General features: G+C 71.4%; 16 protein-coding genes and 3 tRNA genes. 10 read left to right on the forward strand and 9 right to left on the reverse strand.

The window, feature by feature from the left end:
* Positions 1-87: 87 nt before the first annotated feature.
* On the forward strand, positions 88-1,125 hold the full coding sequence (locus ACZ60E_RS31295; protein ID WP_469444784.1) for a rod shape-determining protein: 1,038 nt from the start codon (positions 88-90) through the stop codon (positions 1,123-1,125).
* 57 nt (positions 1,126-1,182) lie between these two features.
* Positions 1,183-2,787, forward strand: coding sequence for a GAF domain-containing protein (locus ACZ60E_RS31300; RefSeq protein ID WP_469444786.1), 1,605 nt, complete (start codon positions 1,183-1,185; stop codon positions 2,785-2,787).
* Positions 2,788-3,288: 501 nt separating this feature from the next.
* On the opposite strand, the gene ACZ60E_RS31305 is transcribed toward ACZ60E_RS31300, so the two are convergent.
* The 3 genes from ACZ60E_RS31305 to ACZ60E_RS31315 all read right to left on the reverse strand — a co-directional run bounded on the left by ACZ60E_RS31305 (position 3,289) and on the right by ACZ60E_RS31315 (position 3,694).
* Positions 3,289-3,365 (reverse strand) — tRNA-Ile (locus ACZ60E_RS31305).
* Positions 3,366-3,542: 177 nt separating this feature from the next.
* Positions 3,543-3,615: transfer RNA gene (locus ACZ60E_RS31310), tRNA-Asn, on the reverse strand.
* 6 nt (positions 3,616-3,621) lie between these two features.
* Positions 3,622-3,694 (reverse strand) — tRNA-Asn (locus tag ACZ60E_RS31315).
* A gap of 161 nt (positions 3,695-3,855) precedes the next feature.
* Between ACZ60E_RS31315 and ACZ60E_RS31320 the strand changes: the two genes are divergently transcribed.
* The 4 genes from ACZ60E_RS31320 to ACZ60E_RS31335 all read left to right on the forward strand — a co-directional run bounded on the left by ACZ60E_RS31320 (position 3,856) and on the right by ACZ60E_RS31335 (position 9,612).
* Positions 3,856-4,164, forward strand: a complete 309-nt coding sequence (locus tag ACZ60E_RS31320; protein WP_384808607.1) for a YtxH domain-containing protein — start codon at positions 3,856-3,858, stop codon at positions 4,162-4,164.
* 152 nt (positions 4,165-4,316) lie between these two features.
* Positions 4,317-5,771 (forward strand): FGGY family carbohydrate kinase, encoded by a 1,455-nt coding sequence (locus ACZ60E_RS31325; protein WP_384808605.1) that lies wholly within the window; start codon positions 4,317-4,319, stop codon positions 5,769-5,771.
* 179 nt (positions 5,772-5,950) lie between these two features.
* Positions 5,951-7,684: an ABC transporter ATP-binding protein gene (locus tag ACZ60E_RS31330; RefSeq protein ID WP_384808603.1), complete on the forward strand. Its 1,734-nt coding sequence runs from the start codon at positions 5,951-5,953 to the stop codon at positions 7,682-7,684.
* Positions 7,684-9,612: an ABC transporter ATP-binding protein gene (locus tag ACZ60E_RS31335; RefSeq protein ID WP_469444789.1), complete on the forward strand. Its 1,929-nt coding sequence runs from the start codon at positions 7,684-7,686 to the stop codon at positions 9,610-9,612. Before ACZ60E_RS31330 ends, ACZ60E_RS31335 begins: the two co-directional genes overlap by 1 nt.
* 192 nt (positions 9,613-9,804) lie before the next feature.
* On the opposite strand, the gene ACZ60E_RS31340 is transcribed toward ACZ60E_RS31335, so the two are convergent.
* The 5 genes from ACZ60E_RS31340 to ACZ60E_RS31360 form a co-directional block, all read right to left on the reverse strand.
* Positions 9,805-11,109: an RNA polymerase sigma factor gene (locus tag ACZ60E_RS31340; protein ID WP_469444791.1), complete on the reverse strand. Its 1,305-nt coding sequence runs from the start codon at positions 11,107-11,109 to the stop codon at positions 9,805-9,807.
* Between the two features lie 192 nt (positions 11,110-11,301).
* The gene (gene dnaG, locus ACZ60E_RS31345) at positions 11,302-13,209 is read right to left on the reverse strand and encodes a DNA primase (RefSeq protein WP_469444793.1); all 1,908 of its coding nucleotides are present in this window, start codon (positions 13,207-13,209) and stop codon (positions 11,302-11,304) included.
* Positions 13,210-13,265: 56 nt separating this feature from the next.
* Positions 13,266-14,531 (reverse strand): NAD(P)/FAD-dependent oxidoreductase, encoded by a 1,266-nt coding sequence (locus ACZ60E_RS31350; protein ID WP_453794958.1) that lies wholly within the window; start codon positions 14,529-14,531, stop codon positions 13,266-13,268.
* Between the two features lie 115 nt (positions 14,532-14,646).
* Entirely contained in the window at positions 14,647-16,017 is a 1,371-nt protein-coding gene (locus ACZ60E_RS31355) for a deoxyguanosinetriphosphate triphosphohydrolase (protein ID WP_469444795.1), read from the reverse strand.
* Positions 16,018-16,221: 204 nt separating this feature from the next.
* Positions 16,222-16,998, reverse strand: coding sequence for a sirohydrochlorin chelatase (locus ACZ60E_RS31360; RefSeq protein WP_469444798.1), 777 nt, complete (start codon positions 16,996-16,998; stop codon positions 16,222-16,224).
* A 230-nt stretch (positions 16,999-17,228) separates the two neighbouring features.
* Here ACZ60E_RS31360 and ACZ60E_RS31365 point away from each other — a divergent pair, with 230 nt between their 5' ends.
* The 3 genes from ACZ60E_RS31365 to ACZ60E_RS31375 all read left to right on the forward strand — a co-directional run bounded on the left by ACZ60E_RS31365 (position 17,229) and on the right by ACZ60E_RS31375 (position 20,769).
* The gene (locus ACZ60E_RS31365) at positions 17,229-17,957 is read left to right on the forward strand and encodes a SanA/YdcF family protein (RefSeq protein WP_469444800.1); all 729 of its coding nucleotides are present in this window, start codon (positions 17,229-17,231) and stop codon (positions 17,955-17,957) included.
* Positions 17,958-18,114: 157 nt separating this feature from the next.
* Positions 18,115-18,411, forward strand: a complete 297-nt coding sequence (locus tag ACZ60E_RS31370; RefSeq protein WP_384814026.1) for a hypothetical protein — start codon at positions 18,115-18,117, stop codon at positions 18,409-18,411.
* A 228-nt stretch (positions 18,412-18,639) separates the two neighbouring features.
* Complete coding sequence (locus ACZ60E_RS31375; protein WP_469444802.1) at positions 18,640-20,769, forward strand: molybdopterin oxidoreductase family protein; 2,130 nt, start codon at positions 18,640-18,642, stop codon at positions 20,767-20,769.
* Between the two features lie 149 nt (positions 20,770-20,918).
* Here the strand turns inward: ACZ60E_RS31375 and ACZ60E_RS31380 are convergent, their stop codons facing one another.
* A complete protein-coding gene (locus ACZ60E_RS31380) occupies positions 20,919-21,350 on the reverse strand; it encodes a gamma-glutamylcyclotransferase family protein (RefSeq protein WP_469444803.1) in 432 nt (143 codons plus the stop codon).
* Positions 21,351-21,537: 187 nt separating this feature from the next.
* Between ACZ60E_RS31380 and ACZ60E_RS31385 the strand changes: the two genes are divergently transcribed.
* Complete coding sequence (locus ACZ60E_RS31385) at positions 21,538-23,181, forward strand: M4 family metallopeptidase (protein WP_469444974.1); 1,644 nt, start codon at positions 21,538-21,540, stop codon at positions 23,179-23,181.
* The last annotated feature ends 40 nt before the right edge of the window (positions 23,182-23,221 follow it).

Consider the following 23,221-nt stretch of genomic DNA (forward strand, 5'->3'; position numbering starts at 1 on the left):
GGCGACACCCCGTCAGTTCCCGCACGATGCGTAGGAGGACCGCCGCCCGGTGGAGTCCCACGGTCTGTGCTCTCGGGAGGACCCGCCATGACCGCCAGCCTGGAGCAGTTGCGCCGCTGCCATTTCGCCGTCGACCTCGGAGCGGCCAGAACGCGCGTCTTCGTGAAGGGCGCCGGGCTGATCGTCGACCAGCCCAGCGTCGCCGCGGTGAACACGAGGACCGGCGCCCTGATCGCGGTCGGCGAGTTCGCCGAGAGGATGACGGGCCGTACCCCCCACTACATCCGTGTCGTACGCCCCGTCTCGGGCGGCACGGTCGTCGACATCGAGATGGCCCAGCGCATGCTGCGCCAGCTCCTCGGCGACAAGGTCCGCCGCACCCTGCGCCGCAAGCCCCGGCTGCGGGCCGCCGCCTGCACCCCGCACGACTCCGACCCGCTGGCCCAGCGGGCCACGGTCGAGACGCTCGTCGGTCTGGGCGCGCGCCGCGTCGAGCTGGTCGACACGCTCATCGCCGCCGGAGTCGGCTGCGGGCTGCCCGTGGAACGCCCCGAGGCCACCATGATCATGGTGTGCGGGGCCGCCGCCACCCAGGTCGCCGTGCTGTCCCTCGGCTCGATCGTCACCGCCGAACGCATCCCCGTGGGCGGCGAGGCCATCGACCACGCGATCGTGCAGCACCTGCGCCACCACCACGAGTTGATGCTCCCCTCGCAGTCCGTACGCCCCCTGCAGCTCGCCCTCTCCGGGAACGGGCTCACCTCGCAGGGGCCCACGTCCACCGAGATCCACGGCCGGGACGTGGCCACCGGCCTCGCCCGTTCCGTACAGGTCGACACGGCCGCCGTGCGCGACGCCATCCAGACCCCGCTGACCGCCGTGCTCGACGGCATCGGCAAGGTGCTGCGCGTCTGCCCGCCCGACCTGGTGGCCGACCTCGTGGACCGCGGGATCATGATGGTCGGGGGCAGCGCGCTGCTGCCGGGCCTCGACCAGATGCTGCGGCAGGCGACGGGCATGCCGGTGCACATCGCCGAACGGCCCGACGTGTGCGCGGTCCTCGGCCTGGGCGCGATGCTGGAGGGCCGGATCGAGCCCCTGGTCCTCGACCCGACGGCCGGCTGAACGCCCGCACGCACCCCGTCGGCACGCCCCCCCCGAGCCCCCACCACCGCGGCACCCATGACGGAACCCACGCCCACGGACCCCGCGGAGCCCCCCTCCCAGGGGCTCCCCCTCCTCCCCCTGCCCCGCCTCCTCGAAGCCGTCCTCGGTGTCGGCAGCGATCTCGAACTGCGCGCCACGCTCCAGCGCATCGTGGAGAACGCGGCGGCGCTGACCGGCGCCCGGTACGCGGCGCTGGGCGTGCTCGCGCCCGGCGACAACGGCCTGGCGGAGTTCTGCACGACCGGACTGCCGGAAGCCGAGCAGGCCCGCATCGGACATCCGCCCAGCGGACGCCGGGGCCTGCTCGGCGCGCTCCTCCACGAGGCCGTGCCGCTCAGGCTCACCGACCTGACCACCGACCCGCGCGCGTGCGGCTTCCCGCCCGGCCACCCGGAGATGCGCAGCTTCCTCGGCGTACCCCTGCTCGTACAGGACGAGGTGTACGGCACCCTCTACCTCACCGAGAAGCGCGGCGGACCCTTCACCGCCGAGGACGAGCAGATGGCACGGCTGCTGGCCGCGCAGGCGGGCATCGCGATCGGCAACGCCCGCCTGTACGAGACGGCCCGTCAGCGGGAGCGCTGGATCGACGGCGCGGCGGCGGTGACGACGGCGCTGCTCACCGGAGAGGCGGCGGCCGACGCGCTGATGACGGTCGCCGAGCGCGCCCGCGTCCTCGCCGACGCGGCGGCCGGGGTGATCCTCCAGCCCACGGACGAGGGCGGCATGGAGATCGTCACGGCGTCGGCGCCGGCCGGCCGGGACGGCCTGATCGGCACGACCATCGCGCCGGGCAGCGCGGTCCTGGAACAACTCCTCGGGGGCGAGCCGGTGTTCCTGGACGACTCGGCGACCGACGCGCGCATGACGACCCCCGTACGGGTCCGGTTCGGGCCCAGCATGATGCTGCCGCTCCAGGCCGGAGGCCGGCTCATCGGCACCCTCGCCCTGCCGCGCCGACGCGGTGATCCCCCGTACAGCCCGGCGGAGAAGCTGCTGGCCACGCAGTTCGCCTCGCAGGCCGCGCTGGCGCTGGTGCTGGCGGACGCGCGGCAGCGCCGGGAGCGGCTGGCGGTCTTCGAGGACCGCGACCGGATCGCCCGTGACCTGCACGACCTGGTCGTGCAGCGGCTCTTCGCCACCGGCATGATGCTGGAGTCCACGCAGCGCCGCGCCGCCGCGGAGGAGCGGGAGGCGGAGGTCCACGCGACGATCGGCCGGGCCCTCGACGAACTCAGGTCCACCGTCCAGGAGGTCCGTACGGCGATCTTCGCCCTGCAGCAGCCGCCCGCGGACGCCCCGACCAGCTTCAGGGGCAAGGTGCTCCGCGAGACGGCGGGCGCCGCGGCGGTTCTCGGCGTCCAGCCGTCGGTCCAGTTCACGGGACCGGTCGACACCCGCGTCCCGGACACGGTGGCGGGGCACCTCCTCACGGCCCTGCGAGCCGCCCTCGCCACGGCGTCGCACCGCGCCGGCACGACCCGTGTCGCGGTCGCGGTCGACGCGACGGTGAGCCTCCCGGACGGCCGCCCGGCGGTACGCCTGACGGTCTCGGACGACGGCACCCCGGACACCCCCGCCCGGCAGGGAACCACGACAACGTGGCAGGCCCCTCTCTGACGCTCACGGATCAGAAAGCCGTCCCCGGTCACCGGTCGGACGCGAACACGGCGCACGAGGGCCACCAGAGCCGCCGGTCCGGCACACCCCAGCCGATACACGGCTGCGGCTGCGCCGACTCCGGCTCTAGCTCCGGCTCTAGCTCCGGCTGCGCACGGTGGGCCCGGGCCGGACACGCGCCGAGAGCGAGCACGAGGCAGCCCGACCGCCCACGAGCGCCCGGCCACGCGGCAGCTCTCCGGGGCCGTCACCCGCGTCCGCGCCCACCCCGCCGGCTTCACCCGGAAGGAGCCGCGACGGGCATCGGGAAGGCCTTTTGATCAAGGCCGGACGGGCGGCTCCGCGGGGCCCGCGCGATGAGGTGGCGTGGGCCGTTCCGCGGACGGGCCGATGGTGCGTGGCCCTGTCTCTCCTAAGCCGCGAGGAGGGTCCCAAGGACACCTCAACTCGCCTGATCCTCCAGCGACGTTGCTGGTCAGATCGTTTCTCCACGCGTAGCGTTGGTGGGGCGGGTGGGACTCGAACCCACGGCCGGCGGATTATGAGTCCGCTGCTCTAACCGGCTGAGCTACCGCCCCATTACGGCGCGTCGCGCACATGTGTGCGCGCCGTCTGCCGCAGCATAGCCGCTCATACGATCTCCTGCTTCGGATGGTCGACTTCGCCTGCCCTCTAGGACCTCACCTGGGGCGCAGCGGTTCCCGCGGCCATGAAAAAGGACCCCGATGGGCTTCATGGGGTCCTCGTTCGCACTGCTCTCCCGACTGGACTCGAACCAGTAACCTGCCGGTTAACAGCCGGCTGCTCTGCCAATTGAGCTACGGAAGATCGAAGCTCCCCCGACTGGACTCGAACCAGTAACCTGCCGGTTAACAGCCGGCTGCTCTGCCAATTGAGCTACAGGGGATTGCCTCGTTCGCATCGAACGTAGCTCCCTGGGTATTCGCCAGAGGGCGTGCGCTCGCTGCGACACATACATTAGCGCAAGCAGGGGGGTGCTTCGCCAATCGGTAACCCGCCTGCGACCGACGCCGCCGTAAAGGACCGATCAAGAGGAAGGGTGGCCCCATGCGCTACCGGCTCACGTTCGTCGTCGGACTGGCTCTGGGATACGTGCTCGGCACACGCGCCGGGCGCGAGCGCTACGAGCAACTGAGGAAGACCGCCCGGCAGGTCTCGCAGAACCCCGCGGTGCGCAACACCGCCGAATCGGCGGCCCTGCAGGGCCGGCAGTTCGCCGGGAAGGCGTTCCACGTGGTGAGCGAGAAGGTCGGTGACCGGGTCCCCGACTCGGTCTCCGAGCGGGTCCGCTCCCTGCGCGACCGCAACGCGAACGGCACCCGCACAGAGGACGACTGGGGCACGAGCAACACCTAGCGGTACGTGTACGGACCAGGTCCGCCCCCACCGACCTCAGGGGCGCGAGGAACTGCGCGACCAGCCACGACGGCGCCGCAGACGGAGAAGATCGGGCGCCCCGACGCCGCCCACGGCCCGAGCCGGCGCAGCGATACGGCAGAATTTCCGCCATGGGGATAGTCGCCGGGCTGGACAGTTCGCCCGATTTCACACGCATCGTCGTCTGCGACGCGGACAGCGGAGCCGTACTCCGGCAGGGGTATGCCCCGCATCCGCTGGACGGCGCCGCGGAAGGCTCCCGTCCCTCGGACGTCGACCCGCAGGCCTGGCTGCTCTCCCTGGGCGAGGCCGCGGGCGGCGGGCTCCTGGAGGGCGTCCAGGCCATCGGTGTGTCCGCACAGCAGAACGGGCTCGTCCCGGTGGACGGCCAGGGCAACACCGTCCGTCCCGCGATGGTCGGCGGGGACAAGCGCGCCCAGGTCGCCGCCGCCGATCTCGTCGACGCGCTCGGCGGGCGGGAGGCCTGGGCGCAGGCCGTGGGCTCCGTACCGCAGGCCGCCCAGCCCGTGACGAAGCTCCGGTGGCTGGCGAGGACCGAACCCGAGGCGGCGGCGCGCACCGCGATGCTGTTCCAGACGCACGACTGGCTGGTGTGGCAGCTGCTCGGCAGGCCCGCCCGCCGGACCACCGACCGGGGTGGCGCCTCCAGCACCGGTTACTGGTCGGCGGCGACCGGCGCGTACCGGCCCGATCTGGTGGAACTGGCGCTCGGCCACCAGGCCCTGCTGCCCGATGTGCTCGGGCCGTGGGAGGCCGCGGGGACGACGCCCGAGGGGCTGCTGATCTCGGCGGGCACGGGCGAGACGATGGCGGCGGCCTTCGGGCTCGGCATCGGCCTCGGGGACGCGGTGGTCTCGCTCGGCGCCTCCGGTTCCGTGATGGCCGTCCACCACGAGGCGCTGGTCGACTCCTCCGGGATGATCACCTCGCTCGCGGACGCGACCGGCATGCACCTCCCGGTCGTCACCACGCTCAATGCCGTACGGGCCCTGCGCGGGGCCGCCGAGCTGCTGGGCGTACCGGATCTCGAGGCGCTGTCCGATCTGGCGATGAAGTCGACGCCGGGCTCCCACGGGCTGGTCATGCTGCCGTATCTGGAGGGTGAGCGGACGCCCAATCTGCCGCACACGGCGGGGACGCTGGCCGGGCTGCGGCGCGAGTCGATGAAGCCGGAGCATCTGGCGCGGGCCGCCTTCGAGGGCATGCTGTGCGGGCTCGCCGACGCGCTCGACGTGCTGCGCAAGCGGGGCGTGGAGGTACGGCGGATCTTCCTGCTGGGCCAGGCCGCGGAGCTGAGCGCGGTGCAGGCGTGCGCGCCCGCGCTGCTCGGTACGCAGATCGTGGTGCCGCAGCCCGCGGACTACGCGGCGATCGGCGCGGCCCGGCAGGCCGCCTGGGCGCTCGGTGTCCAGCAGGGCACGATCCAGCCGGGTCTGCCGCCCGTCTGGCAGGGCGCCGCGGCGCAGGTCCTGGAGCCGGGCGAGGAGCTGGCGGTGGGGCAGGCGGTGCGGCAGCAGTACGTGTCGGTGCGCAACCAGACGCACCCGGGCGCCTTCCGGTCCTGAAGCGGCCACCGGGGACCCGGTGCCGCGAGGTGTCTCGGGCGGCCTACGACTTCGGACCGACACCGGCTCCGCTCTTGGCCCTCTCTTGGGTTAATCAGTTGAGGTAACACGGGGGGAGTGTCCGACGATGGGGGCCAAGGGCAACCAATCGCCCCGCCGCCGACCCCGAGAGACCCAGCGTGCTCATAAGACTTCTGCGTACCTATCTCACGCCGTACAAGAAACCCATCGGCCTGCTCGTCCTCCTGCAGTTCCTGCAGACCTGCGCCACGCTCTTCCTGCCGACCCTGAACGCCGACATCATCGACAACGGTGTCGTGAAGGGCGACACGGGTTACATCCTGTCCTTCGGCGCCCTGATGATCGGCATCTCGCTGGCGCAGGTCGTCTGCAACATCGGCGCCGTCTACTACGGCGCCCGTACGGCCTCCGCGGTCGGCCGGGATCTGCGGGCCGCCGTCTTCGACCGGGTGCAGTCGTTCTCCGCGCGTGAGCTGGGCCACTTCGGGGCGCCATCCCTGATCACCCGTACGACGAACGACGTCCAGCAGGTGCAGATGCTGGCCCTGATGACGTTCACGCTGCTGGTGTCGGCGCCGATCATGTGCGTGGGCGGCATCGTGCTGGCGCTCGGCCTGGACGTCCCGCTGTCCGGCGTGCTGCTCGCCGTCGTGCCGGTGCTCGGGATCGCGGTCAGTCTGATCGTGCGCCGGCTGCGGCCGCTGTTCCGCACGATGCAGGTGCGTCTGGACACGGTGAACCGGGTGCTGCGCGAGCAGATCACCGGCAACCGCGTCATCCGTGCCTTCGTGCGCGACGGGTACGAGGAGGAGCGTTTCCGGAAGGCGAACACCGACCTCACCGAGGTGTCGCTGGGGACCGGGCGGATGCTGGCGCTGATGTTCCCGATCGTCATGACGGTGGTGAACGTCTCGTCGATCGCGGTGGTGTGGTTCGGCGCCCACCGGATCGACAGCGGCGGGATGCAGATCGGCGCGCTGACCGCGTTCCTCGCCTATCTGATGCAGATCGTGATGTCCGTGATGATGGCCACCTTCATGTTCATGATGGTGCCGCGCGCGGAGGTGTGCGCCGAGCGCATCCAGGAGGTCCTGGAGACCTCCAGCAGCGTGGTCCCGCCGAAGGCTCCCGTCCTGGAGCTGCGGCGGCACGGCCATCTGGAGCTGCGCGGGGCCGGGTTCCGCTACCCGGGCGCCGAGGAGCCGGTCCTGAGGGCCGTCGACCTGGTGGCGCTGCCCGGCGAGACGACCGCGGTGATCGGTTCGACCGGCAGCGGCAAGTCGACCCTCCTGGGTCTGGTCCCCCGGCTGTTCGACGCAACCGACGGCGAGGTGCTGGTGGACGGCGTCGACGTCCGCACGGTCGAGCCGCGGCTGCTGGCGCGCACGGTGAGCCTCGTACCGCAGAAGCCGTATCTGTTCGCGGGGACGGTGGCCACCAACCTGCGGTACGGGAATCCCGACGCGACCGACGAGGAGCTGTGGCACGCGCTGGAGGTGGCGCAGGCCAAGGGGTTCGTGGAGGGCCTCGAGAACGGGCTCGACGCCACGATCGCGCAGGGCGGCACGAACGTGTCCGGCGGTCAGCGGCAGCGGCTCGCCATCGCCCGGACCCTCGTACAGCGTCCCGAGATCTATCTCTTCGACGACTCGTTCTCCGCGCTCGACTACGCGACGGACGCGGCGCTGCGTGCGGCGCTCGCGCGGGAGACCGCCGAGGCGACCGTCGTGATCGTCGCCCAGCGGGTGTCGACCATCCGCGACGCCGACCGGATCGTGGTCCTCGACGAGGGCCGGGTGGTCGGGACCGGCCGCCATCACGAGCTGATGGCCGGCAACGAGACCTATCGGGAGATCGTGCTCTCGCAGCTGACGGAAGCGGAGGCAGCCTGATGGCCGGGCCCATGGGGCGCATGATGGCCGGGTCGGGACCCGACCATCACTCGATGGATTTCAAGGGTTCCGGCAAACGGCTGCTGGCGCAGTTCAAGCCGCAGCGCGCCACGCTGTACGTGATGCTCGCCGCCGTGGTCTGCAGTGTGGGCCTGTCGGTCCTCGGGCCGAAGATCCTGGGGCGGGCCACCGACCTGGTCTTCGCCGGGGTCGTCGGACGGGAGCTGCCCGCCGGGCAGTCGAAGGCCGAGGTGCTCGCGGCGATGCGGGAGCGCGGCGACGGCGGGATGGCCGACATGCTCTCGGGCACGGACTTCACCCCCGGCCAGGGCATCGACTTCGACGCGGTCGGCGAGGTCCTGGGGATCGCGCTGGTGGCGTTCCTGCTGGCCGGCCTGCTGATGGCGATGGCGACGCGGCTGGTGAACCGGGCCGTCAACCTGACGATGTACAAGATGCGCGAGGACGTGCAGACCAAGCTGTCGCGGCTGCCGCTCTCCTACTTCGACAAGCGTCAGCGCGGTGAGGTCCTCAGCCGCGCCACGAACGACATCGACAACATCGGGCAGACCCTCCAGCAGTCGATGGGCCAGCTCGTGAACTCGCTGCTGACCATCGTCGGCGTGCTGATCATGATGTTCTACGTGTCGTGGCTGCTCGCGCTCGTCGCACTGGTCACCGTGCCGCTGTCGTTCGTCGTGGCGACCCGGGTGGGCAAGCGCTCGCAGCCGCACTTCGTGCAGCAGTGGCGCACCACCGGCAAACTCAACGCGCACATCGAGGAGATGTACACCGGGCACACCCTGGTGAAGGTCTTCGGACGGCAGGACGAGTCGGCGGCGCAGTTCGCCGAGGAGAACGACAAGCTGTACGAGGCCGGTTTCCGGGCGCAGTTCAACAGCGGGGTCATGCAGCCGCTGATGATGTTCGTGTCGAACCTGAACTATGTGCTGGTGGCGGTGGTGGGCGGTCTGCGCGTCGCGTCCGGCTCGCTCTCCATCGGTGACGTGCAGGCCTTCATCCAGTACTCCCGGCAGTTCTCCATGCCGCTCACGCAGGTCGCCTCCATGGCGAACCTCGTGCAGTCCGGGGTCGCCTCGGCGGAACGGATCTTCGAACTGCTGGACGCCGAGGAGCAGGAGGCCGACCCGGTGACGGGGGCGCGTCCCAAGGAGCTGCGCGGCCGGGTGGCCCTTGAGGGGGTCTCCTTCCGGTACGACCCGGAGAAGCCGCTCATCGAGGACCTGTCCCTGTCGGTGGAACCGGGCCACACGGTCGCCATCGTGGGCCCCACGGGCGCCGGCAAGACCACGCTCGTGAACCTGCTGATGCGCTTCTACGAGACCACCGGCGGCCGGATCACCCTCGACGGCGTCGACATCGCCACCATGTCCCGCGACGAACTGCGGGCCGGTATCGGGATGGTGCTGCAGGACACCTGGCTGTTCGGCGGCACGATCGCGGACAACATCGCGTACGGGGCCTCGCGCGAGGTCACCCGCGGGGAGGTCGAGGAGGCGGCACGGGCGGCCCACGCGGACCGGTTCGTGCGGACGCTGCCCGACGGGTACGACACCGTCATCGACGACGAGGGGTCCGGGGTCAGCGCCGGTGAGAAGCAGCTCATCACGATCGCGCGGGCGTTCCTGTCCGATCCCGTGATCCTCGTTCTCGACGAGGCGACGAGTTCCGTGGACACGCGGACCGAGGTGCTCATCCAGAAGGCGATGGCGAAGCTCGCGCACGGTCGTACGTCGTTCGTGATCGCTCACCGTCTGTCGACGATTCGCGATGCCGACACGATTCTCGTCATGGAGGACGGGGCGATCGTGGAACAGGGCGCTCACGCGGACCTGTTGGCGGGGGGTGGGGCGTACGCCCGCCTGTACAAGGCGCAGTTCGCGCAGGCGGCGGTGGAGGTGGACTGACCTTTCTTCCGCCCCCGCCGCCCCTACCCGTTCCCGTCACTGACTCGGGGGCCAGCCCCCGAACCCCCGCTCCTCAAACGCCGGAGAGGCTGATCCCTAGCCCGTCCGGCGTTTGAGGACAACGGGGGCGAGGGGGCGCAGCCCCCATGCGCGGTCGGGAAGGGGAAGGGGCGGCGGGGGCGAGGAAAAGCCCTAGTCCAAGTAGCCCCTCAGCTGGTCCGCGAACGCGTGGTCCCGGAGTTTGTTGAGGGTCTTGGACTCGATCTGGCGGATCCGCTCGCGCGTGACGCCGAAGATCCGCCCGATCTCCTCCAGCGTGCGGGGACGGCCGTCGGCCAGCCCGTACCGGAGTTGGACGACCTTGCGTTCACGCTCGCCCAGCGTGGACAGCACCGCCTCCAGATGCTCCCGGAGGAGCAGGAACGCCGCCGACTCGACAGGACTCGTCGCGTCCCCGTCCTCGATCAGGTCCCCGAGGGCGACATCGTCCTCCTCCCCCACCGGCGCGTGGAGCGACACCGGCTCCTGCGCGAGCCGCAACACCTCGCTGACCCGCTCACTGGGCAGGTCGAGATGCGCCGCGACCTCCTCCGGCGTCGGCTCGTACCCCCGTTCCTGCAGCATGCGCCGCTGCACCCGCACGACCCGGTTGATGAGTTCGACCACGTGCACGGGGACCCGGATCGTGCGGGCCTGGTCGGCGAGGGCCCGGGACATGGCCTGGCGGATCCACCAGGTCGCGTACGTCGAGAACTTGTACCCGCGGGCGTAGTCGAACTTCTCGACCGCCCTGATCAGCCCCAGGTTGCCTTCCTGGACCAGGTCGAGCATGGTCAGCCCGCGCCCCACGTACCGCTTGGCGACGGAGACGACGAGACGCAGGTTCGCCTCGATGAGCCGGCGTTTGGCCATGCGGCCCATGACCACGAGTTTGTCGAGGTCCAGGGCGAGTTGGCTGTCGAGGTCGGAGGCCAGCCGGAGCTTCTCCTCGGCGAAGAGGCCCGCTTCGACCCGGCGGGCGAGTTCGACCTCCTCGACCGCGGTGAGGAGCGGGATCCGGCCGATCTCCCGCAGGTACTGGCGGAACAGGTCGGAGGACGGCCCGCCGGTGTCCGCGCGTCCGCGCGGCACTTCCACCGGCTCCGGCGTCTCGGTCTCGCTCTCCACGAGGACAGCGGCGGGCGGCTCCGGCGTGCTCTCCGGTTCCGGTGCGCTCTCGGGGTGCTGGGCGGCACGGTTCTGCGGTGGTACGGCCGCGAGGACATCGGCGTCCGTGTCCTTGTGCGCGGGGTGCGCGGGGTGCGCGGGGTGCGTGCTGTTGTCGGTCAGGGTCTGGGTCTGCACGGGGGCGACCTCCAGGAATGTCGCTGCTGAGGCGTGCGGCAGCGGGACGGGGACGACGGCCTTGCCGCTGTCCGTCCCGAACACGTTGAGCGGAACCGCGGGGACTTCGGACCCGTCGCGTTCGGGTCGGCCGCGCTCCGAGGACTCAGGCACCGGAACCCAGTGTGGAGTACGACACATCCTCGCCACGAGGGGCGTGCGGTGACTTTTTGAGTCCTGTCCGTGACTGCCCGGTTACCCTCACGGAAAGTATGTGTGCTCCTGTGCACCCTGATCTGGGACGTTCCCCGAGGTGTCCGGTTCCCGACCAGGGGTCCCGACCAGGGGTTCGCCGCGCCGGCCCGCTCAGAGCGCGGCGGGGCCCTTCTCGCGCAGGGCCTGGTCGTACTGCTGGAGGACCCACAGCTCGTTCTGCACGGCCGTCAGCTGGGCCGGGTCGCCCTGCGCGCTGGCGCGCGCGAGGGCGCCCTGGACGTCGCGGACCCGGCGCTCGACGGCGCGCCGGCGGACGGTCACCAACTGCTCGCCGGCGTAGGCCTCGTCGACGGTCTTGCGCATGATGGCCTCGACGGCCAGCTCCGTGACCATGGCGCGAACCACGTCGTCCCGGGCGGCCTCGCGGACCTGTACGAGGTATTCCTGAGGGTCCTGTACGCCGTACTCCGCGCCGCCCGCCTCCATGATCGTCTCGCGGACGGCCGCGTACGGCGGGGCGGTGAACTCGTCCACCCCGTAGGCGTCGAAGGCCGGGGAGACCAGGTCGGGGCGTTGCAGGGCCAGCTTCAGCAGTTCGCGCTCGGTGGCGAACACCGGGTTGCGCAGGGTCAGGGCCGGGCCCGAAGGGGGCTTGGGGGCACTGTTCTCGTACTGCTGCGGGGCGCGGCCGTTGCCCGTCGGCGCGGGGCCCTTGCCGCCGCGGTCGCGGGCCCAGCGGGCCATCTGGGCGACCCGCTTGACGACGAACTGGGTGTCGAGGATGCCGAGCATGCCGGCGAGCTGGACGGCGACCTCGTGCTGGGCGCCGCTGTTCTTGATGCGGGCCACGACGGGCGCGGACTCGTCGAGCGCGGCGGCGCGGCCCGCGGGGGTCTCCAGGTCGTAGCGGGCGGTGATCTGGCGCAGGGCGAACTCGAAGAGCGGGGTGCGCGGTTCGACGAGGTCGGCGACGGCCGCGTCGCCCTTGGCGAGGCGCAGGTCGCAGGGGTCCATGCCGTCCGGGGCGATCGCGATGTACGTCTCGGCGGCGAACTTCTGGTCGTCCTCGAAGGCGCGCAGGGCGGCCTTCTGGCCGGCCGAGTCCCCGTCGAAGGTGAAGATCACCCGTGCCGAGCCGTTGTCCATCAGGAGCCGGCGCAGGATCTTGATGTGGTCGTTACCGAAGGCCGTGCCGCAGGTCGCGATGGCGGTGGTGATGCCGGCGAGGTGGCAGGCCATGACGTCGGTGTAGCCCTCGACGACTACGGCCCGGCTGCTCTTGGCGATGTCCTTCTTGGCGAGGTCGATGCCGTACAGGACCTGGGACTTGCGGTAGATCGGCGTGTCGGGCGTGTTCAGGTACTTCGGGCCGTTGTCCGACTCGTAGAGCTTGCGGGCGCCGAAGCCGACGACCTCGCCGCCGATGTCGCGGATCGGCCACATCAGCCGGCCGCGGAAGCGGTCGATGGGGCCGCGGCGGCCTTCCTGGGCGAGGCCGGAGAGCAGCAGTTCCTTGTCGGTGAAGCCCTTGCCGCGCAGGTAGCGGACGAGGTGGTCCCAGCCCTGGGGGCTGTAGCCGACGCCGAAGTGCGTGGCGGCCGACTGGTCGAAGCCGCGCTCGGCGAGGAACGTGCGGCCGGTGTCGGCCTCGGAGCTGCCGTCGAGCTGCTCGATGTAGAACTTGGCGGCGGCCTGGTGGGCCTCGACCAGGCGGATCCGCTCGCCGCGCTGGTGGGAGGGGTTGTACCCGCCCTCTTCGTAACGAAGGGTGATGCCCGCCTGGCCCGCGAGGCGCTCGACCGCCTCCGAGAAGGTGAGGTGGTCGACCTTCATCACGAACGTGATGGTGTCGCCGCCCTCCTGGCAGCCGAAGCAGTGGAAGAGCCCCTTGCTCGGGCTGACCTGGAAGGAGGGCGACTTCTCGTCGTGGAACGGGCACAGTCCCTTGAGGTTTCCGCCGCCCGCGTTGCGCAGTTGGAGGTACTCGGACACCACGGCGTCGATCGGGACCCCGTCCCGAACCGCCTTCACGTCCTCGTCGTTGATCCTGCCGGCCACGCGCCGAGTCTACGGGGACGGTGTGACAGTGGAGTCCCCCCGAGCCTCTGCGCCGGTCATGGGACCAGGCTGTCCAGCGGAACGTGCGGGTCGGCGAGCGCCTCGGTGTCCACCTGTGCCCCCGTGCGGATCAGCTGCTGGATGGGTTCTGTGACGTCCCACACATTGACGTTCATCCCGGCGAGCACGCGCCCCTCCTTCACCCAGAAGGCGATGAATTCGCGCTTGCTCGCGTCTCCCCGGATCACCACTTGGTCGTACGTCCCCGGGGGCGCCCAGCCCGAGTACTCAAGCCCTACGTCGTACTGGTCGGAGAAGAAATAGGGCACCCTGTCGTACGTCGTTCCGCGGTCCAGCATCGCTCGGGCCGCCGCCGGGCCGCCGTTCAGCGCGTTCGCCCAGTGCTCGACGCGCAGCCGCGTGCCGAACAGCGGGTGCGGGAAGGCGGCCACGTCACCGGCCGCGTAGATGTCGGGGTCGGAGGTGCGCAGCCGCTCGTCGACCGCGATGCCGCCGCCGTGCGCCCGGTCGGCCAGCTCCAGGCCCGCCGCCTCGGCGAGGCCGGTGCGCGGGGCCGCGCCGATCGCGGCCAGGACGTCGTGCGCGGGGTGTTCCTCGCCGTCGTCGGTGCGGGCGGCCAGGACCAGGCCGTCGTGGCCGGTGATCTCGGTGAGGCGGGCGCCGAAGTGGAAGCGGACACCGTGCTCGCGGTGCAGTTCGGCGAAGATCTCGCCCAGCTCGGGGCCGAGCACGCCGTGCAGCGCGGTCTGCTCGGGCTCGACGACGGTGACCTCGGCCCCGTACTCACGGGCCGCCGCGGCGATCTCCAGGCCGATCCAGCCGGCGCCCGCGATGACCAGGTGGCCGTTGTCGCGGCCGAGGGCGGCCAGGACCTGCTTGAGGCGCTCGGAGTGGGCGAGGCGCCGCAGGTGGTGGACTCCGACGAGGTCCGTGCCCGGGATGTCGAGACGGCGCGGTTCGGCGCCGGTCACGAGCAGCAGCTTGTCGTAGTGGACGAGGGTGCCGTCGTCGCCGAAGCGGACGGTCTTCGCGGTCCGGTCGATCGCGTCGACGGTCTGGCCGAGGTGCAGCTCGACGTCGTTCTGCGCGTACCAGGCGGGCTCGTGGACGAAGACGCTGTCGCGCTCCTCCTTGCCGAGCAGATATCCCTTGGACAGCGGCGGCCGTTCGTACGGGTGGTCCCGTTCGTCACAGATCAGTATCACCCGGCCGTTGAAGCCCTCCGCCCGGAGCGTCTCGGCCGCCTTGGCGCCGGCCAGGCCTCCTCCGACGATGACGAATGTCTGATCTGCGTCGACCACTTGATGCCTCCTCGTTACGGTGTCGCCACCTGCGAGCGTCCCGCACGCAGCGTGATGGGGGAAGAGGGAGCGGCCCCTTCAGGCCACGCAGGGTCACGTACGCCCCCTCCGGACGTCACACCTGCACCCTGAGCCTCGCATGCAGTGATCGCGCGGCGGCGTCCGTGAGCGAGGCGATCTGGTCGACGATCACCCGCTTGCGGGCCCGGTCGTCGGACGCCTCGTCGAACAAGGCTCGAAACTGCGGGTCGAGGCCCTCGGGCGCCCGCTCGGTCAGTGCCTCGGCCAGCTCGGCGACGACGATCCGCTGGTCGGCGCGGAGCAGCTCCTGCTCGGCGCGCTGCATCACGTACCGGTCGGCGACGGCCTTGAGCACCGCGCACTCCAGGCGCGCGGCGCGCGGGACGACCAGTTCGGCTGCGTATCGCGTGAGTCTGCCCGTCCCGTACCTCGCGCGCGTGGCGCTCTCCGCGGCGAGGCAGAACCGGCCGATGAGCTGGCTGGTGGCGTCCTTCAGCCGGGCCTGCGCGACGGCCGAGCCGTCGTAGCCGTGCGGCCACCACTCCTGGCCGAGGATCCGGTCGAGGGCCGCGGCCAGCTCGGCGGGGTCGGTGTCCGCCTCCACGTACCGCCCGATCGCGACCCGGAAGATCTCCTGCCGCTCGGGCTCCGCGTGCAGGCACTCGGGGTCGATGTGACCCGCGTGCAGGCCGTCCTCCACGTCGTGCACCGAATACGCCACGTCGTCGGCCCAGTCCATGACCTGGGCCTCGAAGGTGGTGCGGGTGCCGGGGGCGCCCTCGCGGATCCAGTCGAAGACGGGGCGGTCGTCCTCGTAGACCCCGAACTTCACGGAGTCCGGGTCGGTGGGGTGGGAGCCGCGCGGCCAGGGGTACTTCGTGGCGGCGTCGAGGGTGGCGCGGGTGAGGTTGAGGCCGACGCTGAACAGGCCGTCACCGTCCGCGAGGGCCGCCGACGGGACGGCCGCGCCGCGCACGAAGCGCTTGGGCTCGATCCGGGTGAGGAGTCTGAGCGACTGGGCGTTGCCCTCGAAGCCGCCGCAGTCCTCGGCGAACTCGTTCAGCGCCTGTTCTCCGTTGTGCCCGAACGGCGGGTGGCCCAGGTCGTGGGAGAGGCAGGCCGCCTCGACGAGGTCGGGGTCGCAGCCGAGGGCGGCGCCCAGCTCGCGGCCGATCTGGGCGCACTCCAGGGAGTGGGTCAGGCGGGTGCGGGGGCTGGCGTCCCAGACCTGACTGCGGGTACCTGGGGTGACCACCTGGGTCTTGCCCGCGAGGCGGCGGAGGGCGGAGCTGTGCAGGACGCGGGCGCGGTCTCGCTGGAAGGCGGTGCGCCCCGGGCGTTTGTCCGGCTCCGTGGCCCAGCGGGCCACTGACGTGGGGTCGTAGGCCGGGGGGTTGGTCTTTGGCTCGTGTGCCTGTGCCTGTGGCCGTGGGGAGCGGGGGGTTTCGGTGCTCGTGCCTTCCATGCCTTGACAGTAAGGGGAGGGGCTGACAATTGGGGTGTGTGATTGCGCCTGCGCGGTTTTTGCGCCTGCGCGTTTTGCGCCTGCGCGGCTGGGGGTGTTGGCCGTGGGCGGGTGCGGGTTCGTTGTGGCTGGTCGCGCAGTTCCCCGCGCCCCTTGGGGGCTGCGCCCCCTGAAAAGCGAAAGACTGCGCCGTTCCCCGCGCCCCTAGGCGGTTGCCGCCAGGGTGTGGGTCAGTGCCTCGTCGTAGCGGTGCAGGGCCAGACGGGCCATCGTCGGGTGGGCGCCCAGGGGGGCCGATGCCAGGCCCGGGGCCGCTGTCGTGCACTCCGTGGCGAAGCGGCCGGGGGCCGTGAAGTAGGAGGCCACCGCGATGCGGGGGCGGCCCCGGGCGGTGAGGGCGCGTACGGCGTCCGTGACCGTGGGGGTGGCGGCGGAGGCGTACGCGGGGACGACCGGGACGCCCAGGCGGTTCGCGAGCAGCCTTGCGGTGTGGCGGGTGTCGACGGCCGCGTCGGGGTCGCGCGAACCCGCCGCGGCGAGCACGACCGCGCTCGTCCGGCGCTCCACCGCGTCCGGCGTGCGCCAGCCGGCCTCGACCAGACGCTCGTACAGCGTCTCCACGAGCAGCGGGTGCGGGCCCAGCGGTCCGGCGATCCGGACGTGCGCCGACGACGCGGCCGCCGCCTCGGGGATGTCCCGCTTGACGTGGTGGCCGCGGCTCAGCAGCAGCGGTACGAGGACCGCGTCACCGGTGCCGAGGGCGGCGAGCGTGTCGGGCAGCAGGGGTTCGTTCAGCTCGATGTGCCCGAGGTGCACGGGCAGACCGGGGCGCAGCTCACGGATCCGCTCCATGAGGGTACGTACGGTGCTCAGGGCGCGTGGATCGCGGCTGCCGTGGCCCACCAGGACGAGCGCGGGCGGGGCAGGACGCCGGGTGCCGCGCCGACTGCTGCTGTTCCGGTTCATGAGGTGCGCCGTCATGCGTCAAGGGTGCCGGTAGGAGGTTGCCTGCCCGTTGCGCCGTGGTCACGGAGCTTTTCCGGGGCTTCACGGTGGGGTGCGGGGCCGTGTGAGATGCCGTGCCGTGAGCCGTGCCACGAGTCGCGCCACAGGTCGCGCCATGAGTGGAGTCACTCGGAGTGAACCGGATGGCCCCGCCAGGCGTCTCCCGTGGCGAGGCCGCCCGAGGCCACCCGGGGAGGGACCGTCCCATGCGTCGTCCGAGACGTCCGCGACTGCCGCGGCTGCCGGAGTTCCTGCGCCCGCGGCTGCCGCGCACCCGTATTGGGCAGCGCCGTGCCGTGCAGGCCGTGATGGCCGGGTGCGTGCTCGCGCTGCTCCCGTCGGCGTGGATGTTCACGGTCACGGGCGACCGACTGCGGACGGCGGCGGACGTGCCGCGCACCGAGGTCGCGGTCGTCTTCGGGGCCGGGCTGTGGCAGGGCGAGCCGTCCCCGTATCTCGCGCACCGGCTGGACGCGGCGGCGCAGCTGTACCGGTCCGGCCGTATCCAGGTGGTGCTGGTCACCGGCGACAACAGCCGTGAGGACTACGACGAGCCGGACGCCATGCGCGCCTATCTCACGAAGCGGGGCGTGCCCGACGGGCGGATCGTCAGCGACTACGCCGGCTTCGACACCTGGGACTCCTGTGTGCGGGCCAAGAAGATCTTCGGCGTGGACGAGGCCGTACTGATCAGCCAGGGCTTCCACATCCGGCGCGCGGTCGCGCTGTGCGAGGAGGCGGGCGTCGCGTCGTACGGGGTCGGGGTGGACGACGTGCACGACACGACCTGGTACTACGGCGGGACCCGCGAGGTGGTGGCGGCCGGGAAGGCGCTCCTGGACGCGGTCTTCGAGCCCGATCCCACGTTCCTGGGGCCTCAAGAGCCGGGTGTGGAACGGGCGTTGGCGTCCGCCAAACAGTCTGCCGAGCAGTAGTCAGGAGATGGATGTCACGCCGCCGACGGGGTTTGGCGGCGGTCGCTCACCCTGCCGCGTGAAAGCGGTTCCGAAGCATTCTGTAGTCAACTGACTACGGATAGTGTCTTTTTCAGCAGCCCGGACCTTCAACTGGGCTTGATGGGAAGGACACATGATGACTGGACTTCGTACTGCCTTCGTTGCCGCCATGGCGGCCGCACTGCTGTCGGTGCCGGGTGCCGTGGTGACCGCCTCGGCGGACAGCGACGGGGCGCTGCGGGAGCCCGGCTGCGCCAAGCTCGGCGCCTCGGGCTGGGGATGGGCCGACATCCACAACGTGTGCGGCCACACGATCTCCGCCACGGTCGAAGTCGACGGGTGGGACCCCAGCTGTATCCAGATCGGACCCGGCGGGGTCGGACGCATCGGCCTGGAGGCGGGCGACGAGCCCTACTACGCGTACGAGTGCTGAGCGGGGCCGCGTGAGCGGGCCGCGTGTGTGTGGCCGCGCACACGTGGCTGAGTGATCGCGGTCTTCGGCCGGGCGGCGGGGTGGGAGCACTGGCGGGTGCTCCCACCCCGTCGCCCCTCCTCGTGCGGGCGCCCTCACGGCCGGCCGGTGCGGGCGGGGAGGTCCCCGTGCCTGCCGCGTAACGGGGTGCGTCGTGCCGCGTAACACGTCCGACGCACGCTGAACGGTATGCAGACCTCCGTGACGCCCACCCACTGCCCGTACTGCGCGCTGCAGTGCGGTATGAACCTGACGCCCGTGCCGGGCGGCGAGGGCGGCAGCGTGGTGGAGGTGACGGAACGCACCGACTTCCCGGTGAACCGGGGCGCCCTCTGCGGCAAGGGCCGCACCGCGCCCGCGCTGCTCTCGTCCCGGGTGCGGTTGACCACCCCGCTGGTCCGCGAGGACGGCGAGCTGCGGCCGGCCGGCTGGGACGAGGCGCTCGACCGGATCGCCGAGGGGCTGTCCCGCACGCGTACGGAGCATGGCCCGGACGCGTGCGGGATCTTCGGCGGGGGCGGGCTGACCAACGAGAAGGCGTACGCGCTCGGCAAGTTCGCCCGCGTCGCGCTCGGCACCTCGCAGATCGACTACAACGGACGGTTCTGCATGTCGTCCGCGGCGGCCGGCGGCATCAAGGCCTTCGGTCTCGACCGGGGGCTGCCCTTCCCGCTGGAGGACATCCCGGGGACGGGGTGTGTGATCCTCGTCGGCTCGAATCTCGCCGAGACCATGCCGCCCGCGCTGCGCTACCTCACGGAGCTGAAGGAGAACGGCGGCACGTTGATCGTGATCGATCCGCGCCGCACGCGTACGGCCGAGCAGGCGGATCTGCATCTGGCGCCGCGTCCCGGCACCGATCTCGCCCTGGCGCTTGGGCTGTTGCACCTGGTGGTGGCGGAGGGGCGTACGGACGAGGCGTACATCCAGGAGCGTACGAGCGGGTGGGAGGAGGCGCGGGCCGCGGCGATGGCGCACTGGCCGGAATACGTGGAACGGATCACGGGGGTGTCCGTTCCCCAACTCCGGGAGACCGTGCGGATGTTCTGCGAGCCGCAGTCCGCGATGGTGCTCACCGCGCGCGGGCCCGAGCAGCAGTCCAAGGGCACCGACACGGTCGGCGCGTGGATCAACCTGTGCCTGGCGACGGGGCGGGCGGGGCGGGCGTACTCCGGGTACGGCTGTCTCACCGGGCAGGGCAACGGGCAGGGCGGGCGTGAACACGGGCAGAAGGCCGACCAGTTGCCCGGCTACCGCAAGCTCGACGACCCGGCGGCAAGGCGGCACGTGGCCGAGGTCTGGGGCGTCGACCCCGACTCGCTGCCGGGGCCGGGCCGCAGCGCGTACGAGCTGCTCGACGCCATGGGCACGGACATCCGCTCGCTGCTGGTGATGGCCTCGAACCCGGTGGTGTCCGCGCCCCGGGCCGCCCACATCGAGGAACGGCTGCGGTCGCTGGACTTCCTGGCCGTCGCCGACGTGGTGCTGTCCGAGACGGCCGAGCTGGCGGACGTCGTCCTCCCCGTCACCCAGTGGGCCGAGGAGACGGGCACGACGACCAGCCTGGAGGGCCGCGTCCTGCTGCGCCGGCAGGCCATCACACCGCCGGACGGCATCCGCAGCGATCTGTACGTGCTGCAGGAACTGGCCGCCCGCCTGGGCGTGGAGAAGGGCTTCCCCACGGACCCGGAGGAGGTCTTCGAGGAACTGCGGCGGGCCAGTGCGGGTGGGGCAGCCGACTACTCGGGGATCACGTATCGGCGATTGGCGGAGGAGAACGGCGTGTTCTGGCCGTGCCCCGCGGAAGAGGCCGGTGACTCGACAGGGCCCGCTGTCGGCACCGGTGCGGGCGGGGCGCACCCCGGTACGCCCCGGCTGTTCCTCGACCGGTTCGCCACCCCGGACGGGCGTGCGCGGTTCGTCGCCGTGAGCCATCGGCCGCCGGCGGAGGAGCCGGACGAGGAGTACCCGGTGCTGCTGACCACCGGCCGGGTGGTCTCCCAGTACCAGTCGGGTGCGCAGACGCGCCGCGTCGACGAGCTGAACGCCGCCGCGCCCGGCCCCTTCGTGGAGTTGCATCCCCGGCTGGCCGAGCGGCTCGGGGTCGCGGAGGGGGAACCACTGGCCGTGGTGTCGCGGCGGGGGCGGGCGGTGGCGCCGGCCCGGATCACGACCACGATCCGGGCCGACACGGTATTCATGCCGTTTCACTGGCCGGGGGAAGGGCGGGCCAACACGTTGACGAATCCGGCGCTCGATCCGGTGTCGCGGATGCCGGAGTTCAAGGGGTGTGCGGTTCGGGTGGAGCGGGTGGGGTGACGTCCGGGGGACGCTGCGGGTCCGTGGAGGCTGGTCGCACCCCGCGGCGGAGCCGCAAATGGACACAGCCCCGCGCCCCTTGAAAGCGACAAGATTGCGCCGTTCCCCGCGCCCCTGAAAGCAAAAGACTGCGCCGTTCCCCGCGCCCCTTAAGCGGGGCGCCAGTTGCCGCCTCTGATGAGGTTGCCGCTCGCCCTCAGTTCCGCCGCCACCTTCGGGGCCGCCACGTACACCCATGCCCGTACGCGTGCGGCGTCCGTCGCTCTTGTTACGTCTCTTGCCACGCGCTCGTAGAGATGTGCCGGGTCGCCCGGGACGTACTCCTCCAATTCGTCCAGTGCGGCGAGGAGTTGTGGGTAGGCGGCGGGGTCGGCCGTGACCAGTTCGCCGCGCACCACTCCGCCGGGCACTCCGTCCGCCCCGGGCACCTCGACCGCGTACGGGTATCCGGGGCCCTCGTACAGCAGCGCGCCCGTGAGGATCGCCGGGGTCTCCGAGAGTGTGCGTCCGCGAAGGAAGGCGTCGTGGTTCGCCTCACCTCGGAGCAGCGTCCCGTAGACGAAGAACGGCAGTCGGCTCACCCTGCCCGGACCTTTGCAGAAACGATTCTCACCCCACACACATCCCCACACGTCCCCCAGCGATCAGCTATGGACATGACACCACCCGGCCACCTAGAACTGAACGGGCATTCGCATTCGCATCCCCCCACCCTCCACTCCCCCACCACGCGTTTCGCGTGCCTTCCTGAGGAGTTCGATGCGTTCGATGAGTCGGACACGGCACATCCGGGGCTCGCGCCTCGCCACCGTCGGTATATCCGCGGCGGCCACCACCTTGCTCGCGGGCGCCCTGTCCCCCGGCGCGGGCGCGGCCGACGGGCCGAGCCGCGACACCGTGCTCGGCAACGCGGCAGTGGTGATCGCCGATCAGGCCGCACGGCTGGGCCTCACCTCCGACCAGGGCACGAAGGCCCGTGACGTGATCGTCGACGCGGACGGCACACAGCATGTGCGGTACGACCGTACGTACCGTCAGCTGCCGGTGCTGGGCGGCGACTTCGTGGTCCATCTGACGTCGGCCGGTGACTACCGCAGCTCCGAACGGGCCACCACGCGTCCACTCTCCCTCACGAGCGTCGAGCCGTCGGTGTCGGCGCCCGAGGCGGCCGGTCTCGCCACCGCGGCCCTGCGTCTCGCGAACGTCGGCGAGACGCTCCGCGGGCTGGTCGCCGAACCGCAGTTGGTGGTCGACGCCCTGCACGGCAAGCCTCGGCTGGCCTGGCGCAGCGAGGCCACCGGCAAGGACTCGCTCGGGAATCCGGTGGCCCGGGTCGTCCTCACCGACGCGGTCACCGGACAGCAGATCGACGCCTGGGACAGCATCGAGACGGCGGCCGGCGACGGGCGCTCCCTCTACGCGGGAACGGTCCCGCTGCAGACGACGAAGTCCGGCTCGACCTATCAACTGACCGACCCCACCAGGGGAAACACGTACACGGGCGACACGCAGAACAAAACTGACTCCTGCATCCTCATCCTCTGCTACAAGCGTGCGGCGGCGCCCGTCCTCACCGACGCCGACAACCACTGGGGGACGGGGGCCAATTCAAACCGGGCCTCGGCGGCGGTCGACGCGCAGTACGGGACCGACACCACCTGGGACTACTACAAGAAGACCCACGGCCGCAGCGGGATAGCGGGCGACGGCAAGGGCTCGTACAACCGTGTGCACTACGGGAGCGCCTACAACAACGCGTTCTGGGAAGACGGTTGCTTCTGCATGACGTACGGCGACGGTGACGGGACGACCTTCGGGCCGCTGGTGTCCCTGGACGTGAGCGGCCACGAGATGTCGCACGGCGTGACCTCGAAGACGGCGGCGCTGACGTATTCGGGCGAGCCCGGCGGCCTGAACGAGGCGACCTCCGACGTCTTCGGCACGCTGGTGGAGTTCTACGCCGCCAACCCCTCCGACCCCGGGGACTGGCGGATCGGCGAGAAGGTCGTGAAGTCCGGCTTCGGCCGCTCGGCGCTCCGGTACATGGACCAGCCCTCCAAGGACGGCAACTCCGCGGACTGCTGGACCTCTTCGGTCGGCGACCTCGACGTCCACTACTCCTCGGGCGTCGCCAACCACTTCGCGTACCTCCTCGCCGAGGGCAGCGGCCCGAAGACCGTCGGAGGTGTCGCCCACAACGGCACGACCTGCGACGGCGCGAAGGTGACGGGCATCGGCAGGGCCAAACTGGGCGCGATCTGGTACCGGGCGCTGACGGTCTACATGACGTCGTCGACGAAGTACGCGGGCGCCCGCACGGCCACCCTGAACGCCGCGAAGGACCTGTACGGCGCCGGCAGCACGGAGTACGCGGCGGTGGGCGCGGCCTGGTCGGCGGTGTCGGTGGGCTGAGCCGACAAGAGATCTGCATGGCTGCCCCGGTTCACGGCCG

It is taken from the genome of Streptomyces sp. NPDC102514 (assembly GCF_055584525.1).

Bases quoted from the DNA above. Each gene is read 5' to 3' on its own strand.
- ACZ60E_RS31295 (WP_469444784.1), top strand. From the start codon at position 88: ATGACCGCCAGCCTGGAGCAGTTGCGCCGCTGCCATTTCGCCGTCGAC.
- ACZ60E_RS31300 (WP_469444786.1), top strand. From the start codon at position 1,183: ATGACGGAACCCACGCCCACGGACCCCGCGGAGCCCCCCTCCCAGGGG.
- ACZ60E_RS31320 (WP_384808607.1), top strand. From the start codon at position 3,856: ATGCGCTACCGGCTCACGTTCGTCGTCGGACTGGCTCTGGGATACGTG.
- ACZ60E_RS31325 (WP_384808605.1), top strand. From the start codon at position 4,317: ATGGGGATAGTCGCCGGGCTGGACAGTTCGCCCGATTTCACACGCATC.
- ACZ60E_RS31335 (WP_469444789.1), top strand. From the start codon at position 7,684: ATGGCCGGGCCCATGGGGCGCATGATGGCCGGGTCGGGACCCGACCAT.
- ACZ60E_RS31355 (WP_469444795.1), bottom strand. From the start codon at position 16,017: ATGGAAGGCACGAGCACCGAAACCCCCCGCTCCCCACGGCCACAGGCA.
- ACZ60E_RS31360 (WP_469444798.1), bottom strand. From the start codon at position 16,998: ATGACGGCGCACCTCATGAACCGGAACAGCAGCAGTCGGCGCGGCACC.
- ACZ60E_RS31365 (WP_469444800.1), top strand. From the start codon at position 17,229: ATGCGTCGTCCGAGACGTCCGCGACTGCCGCGGCTGCCGGAGTTCCTG.
- ACZ60E_RS31370 (WP_384814026.1), top strand. From the start codon at position 18,115: ATGACTGGACTTCGTACTGCCTTCGTTGCCGCCATGGCGGCCGCACTG.
- ACZ60E_RS31375 (WP_469444802.1), top strand. From the start codon at position 18,640: ATGCAGACCTCCGTGACGCCCACCCACTGCCCGTACTGCGCGCTGCAG.
- ACZ60E_RS31385 (WP_469444974.1), top strand. From the start codon at position 21,538: ATGAGTCGGACACGGCACATCCGGGGCTCGCGCCTCGCCACCGTCGGT.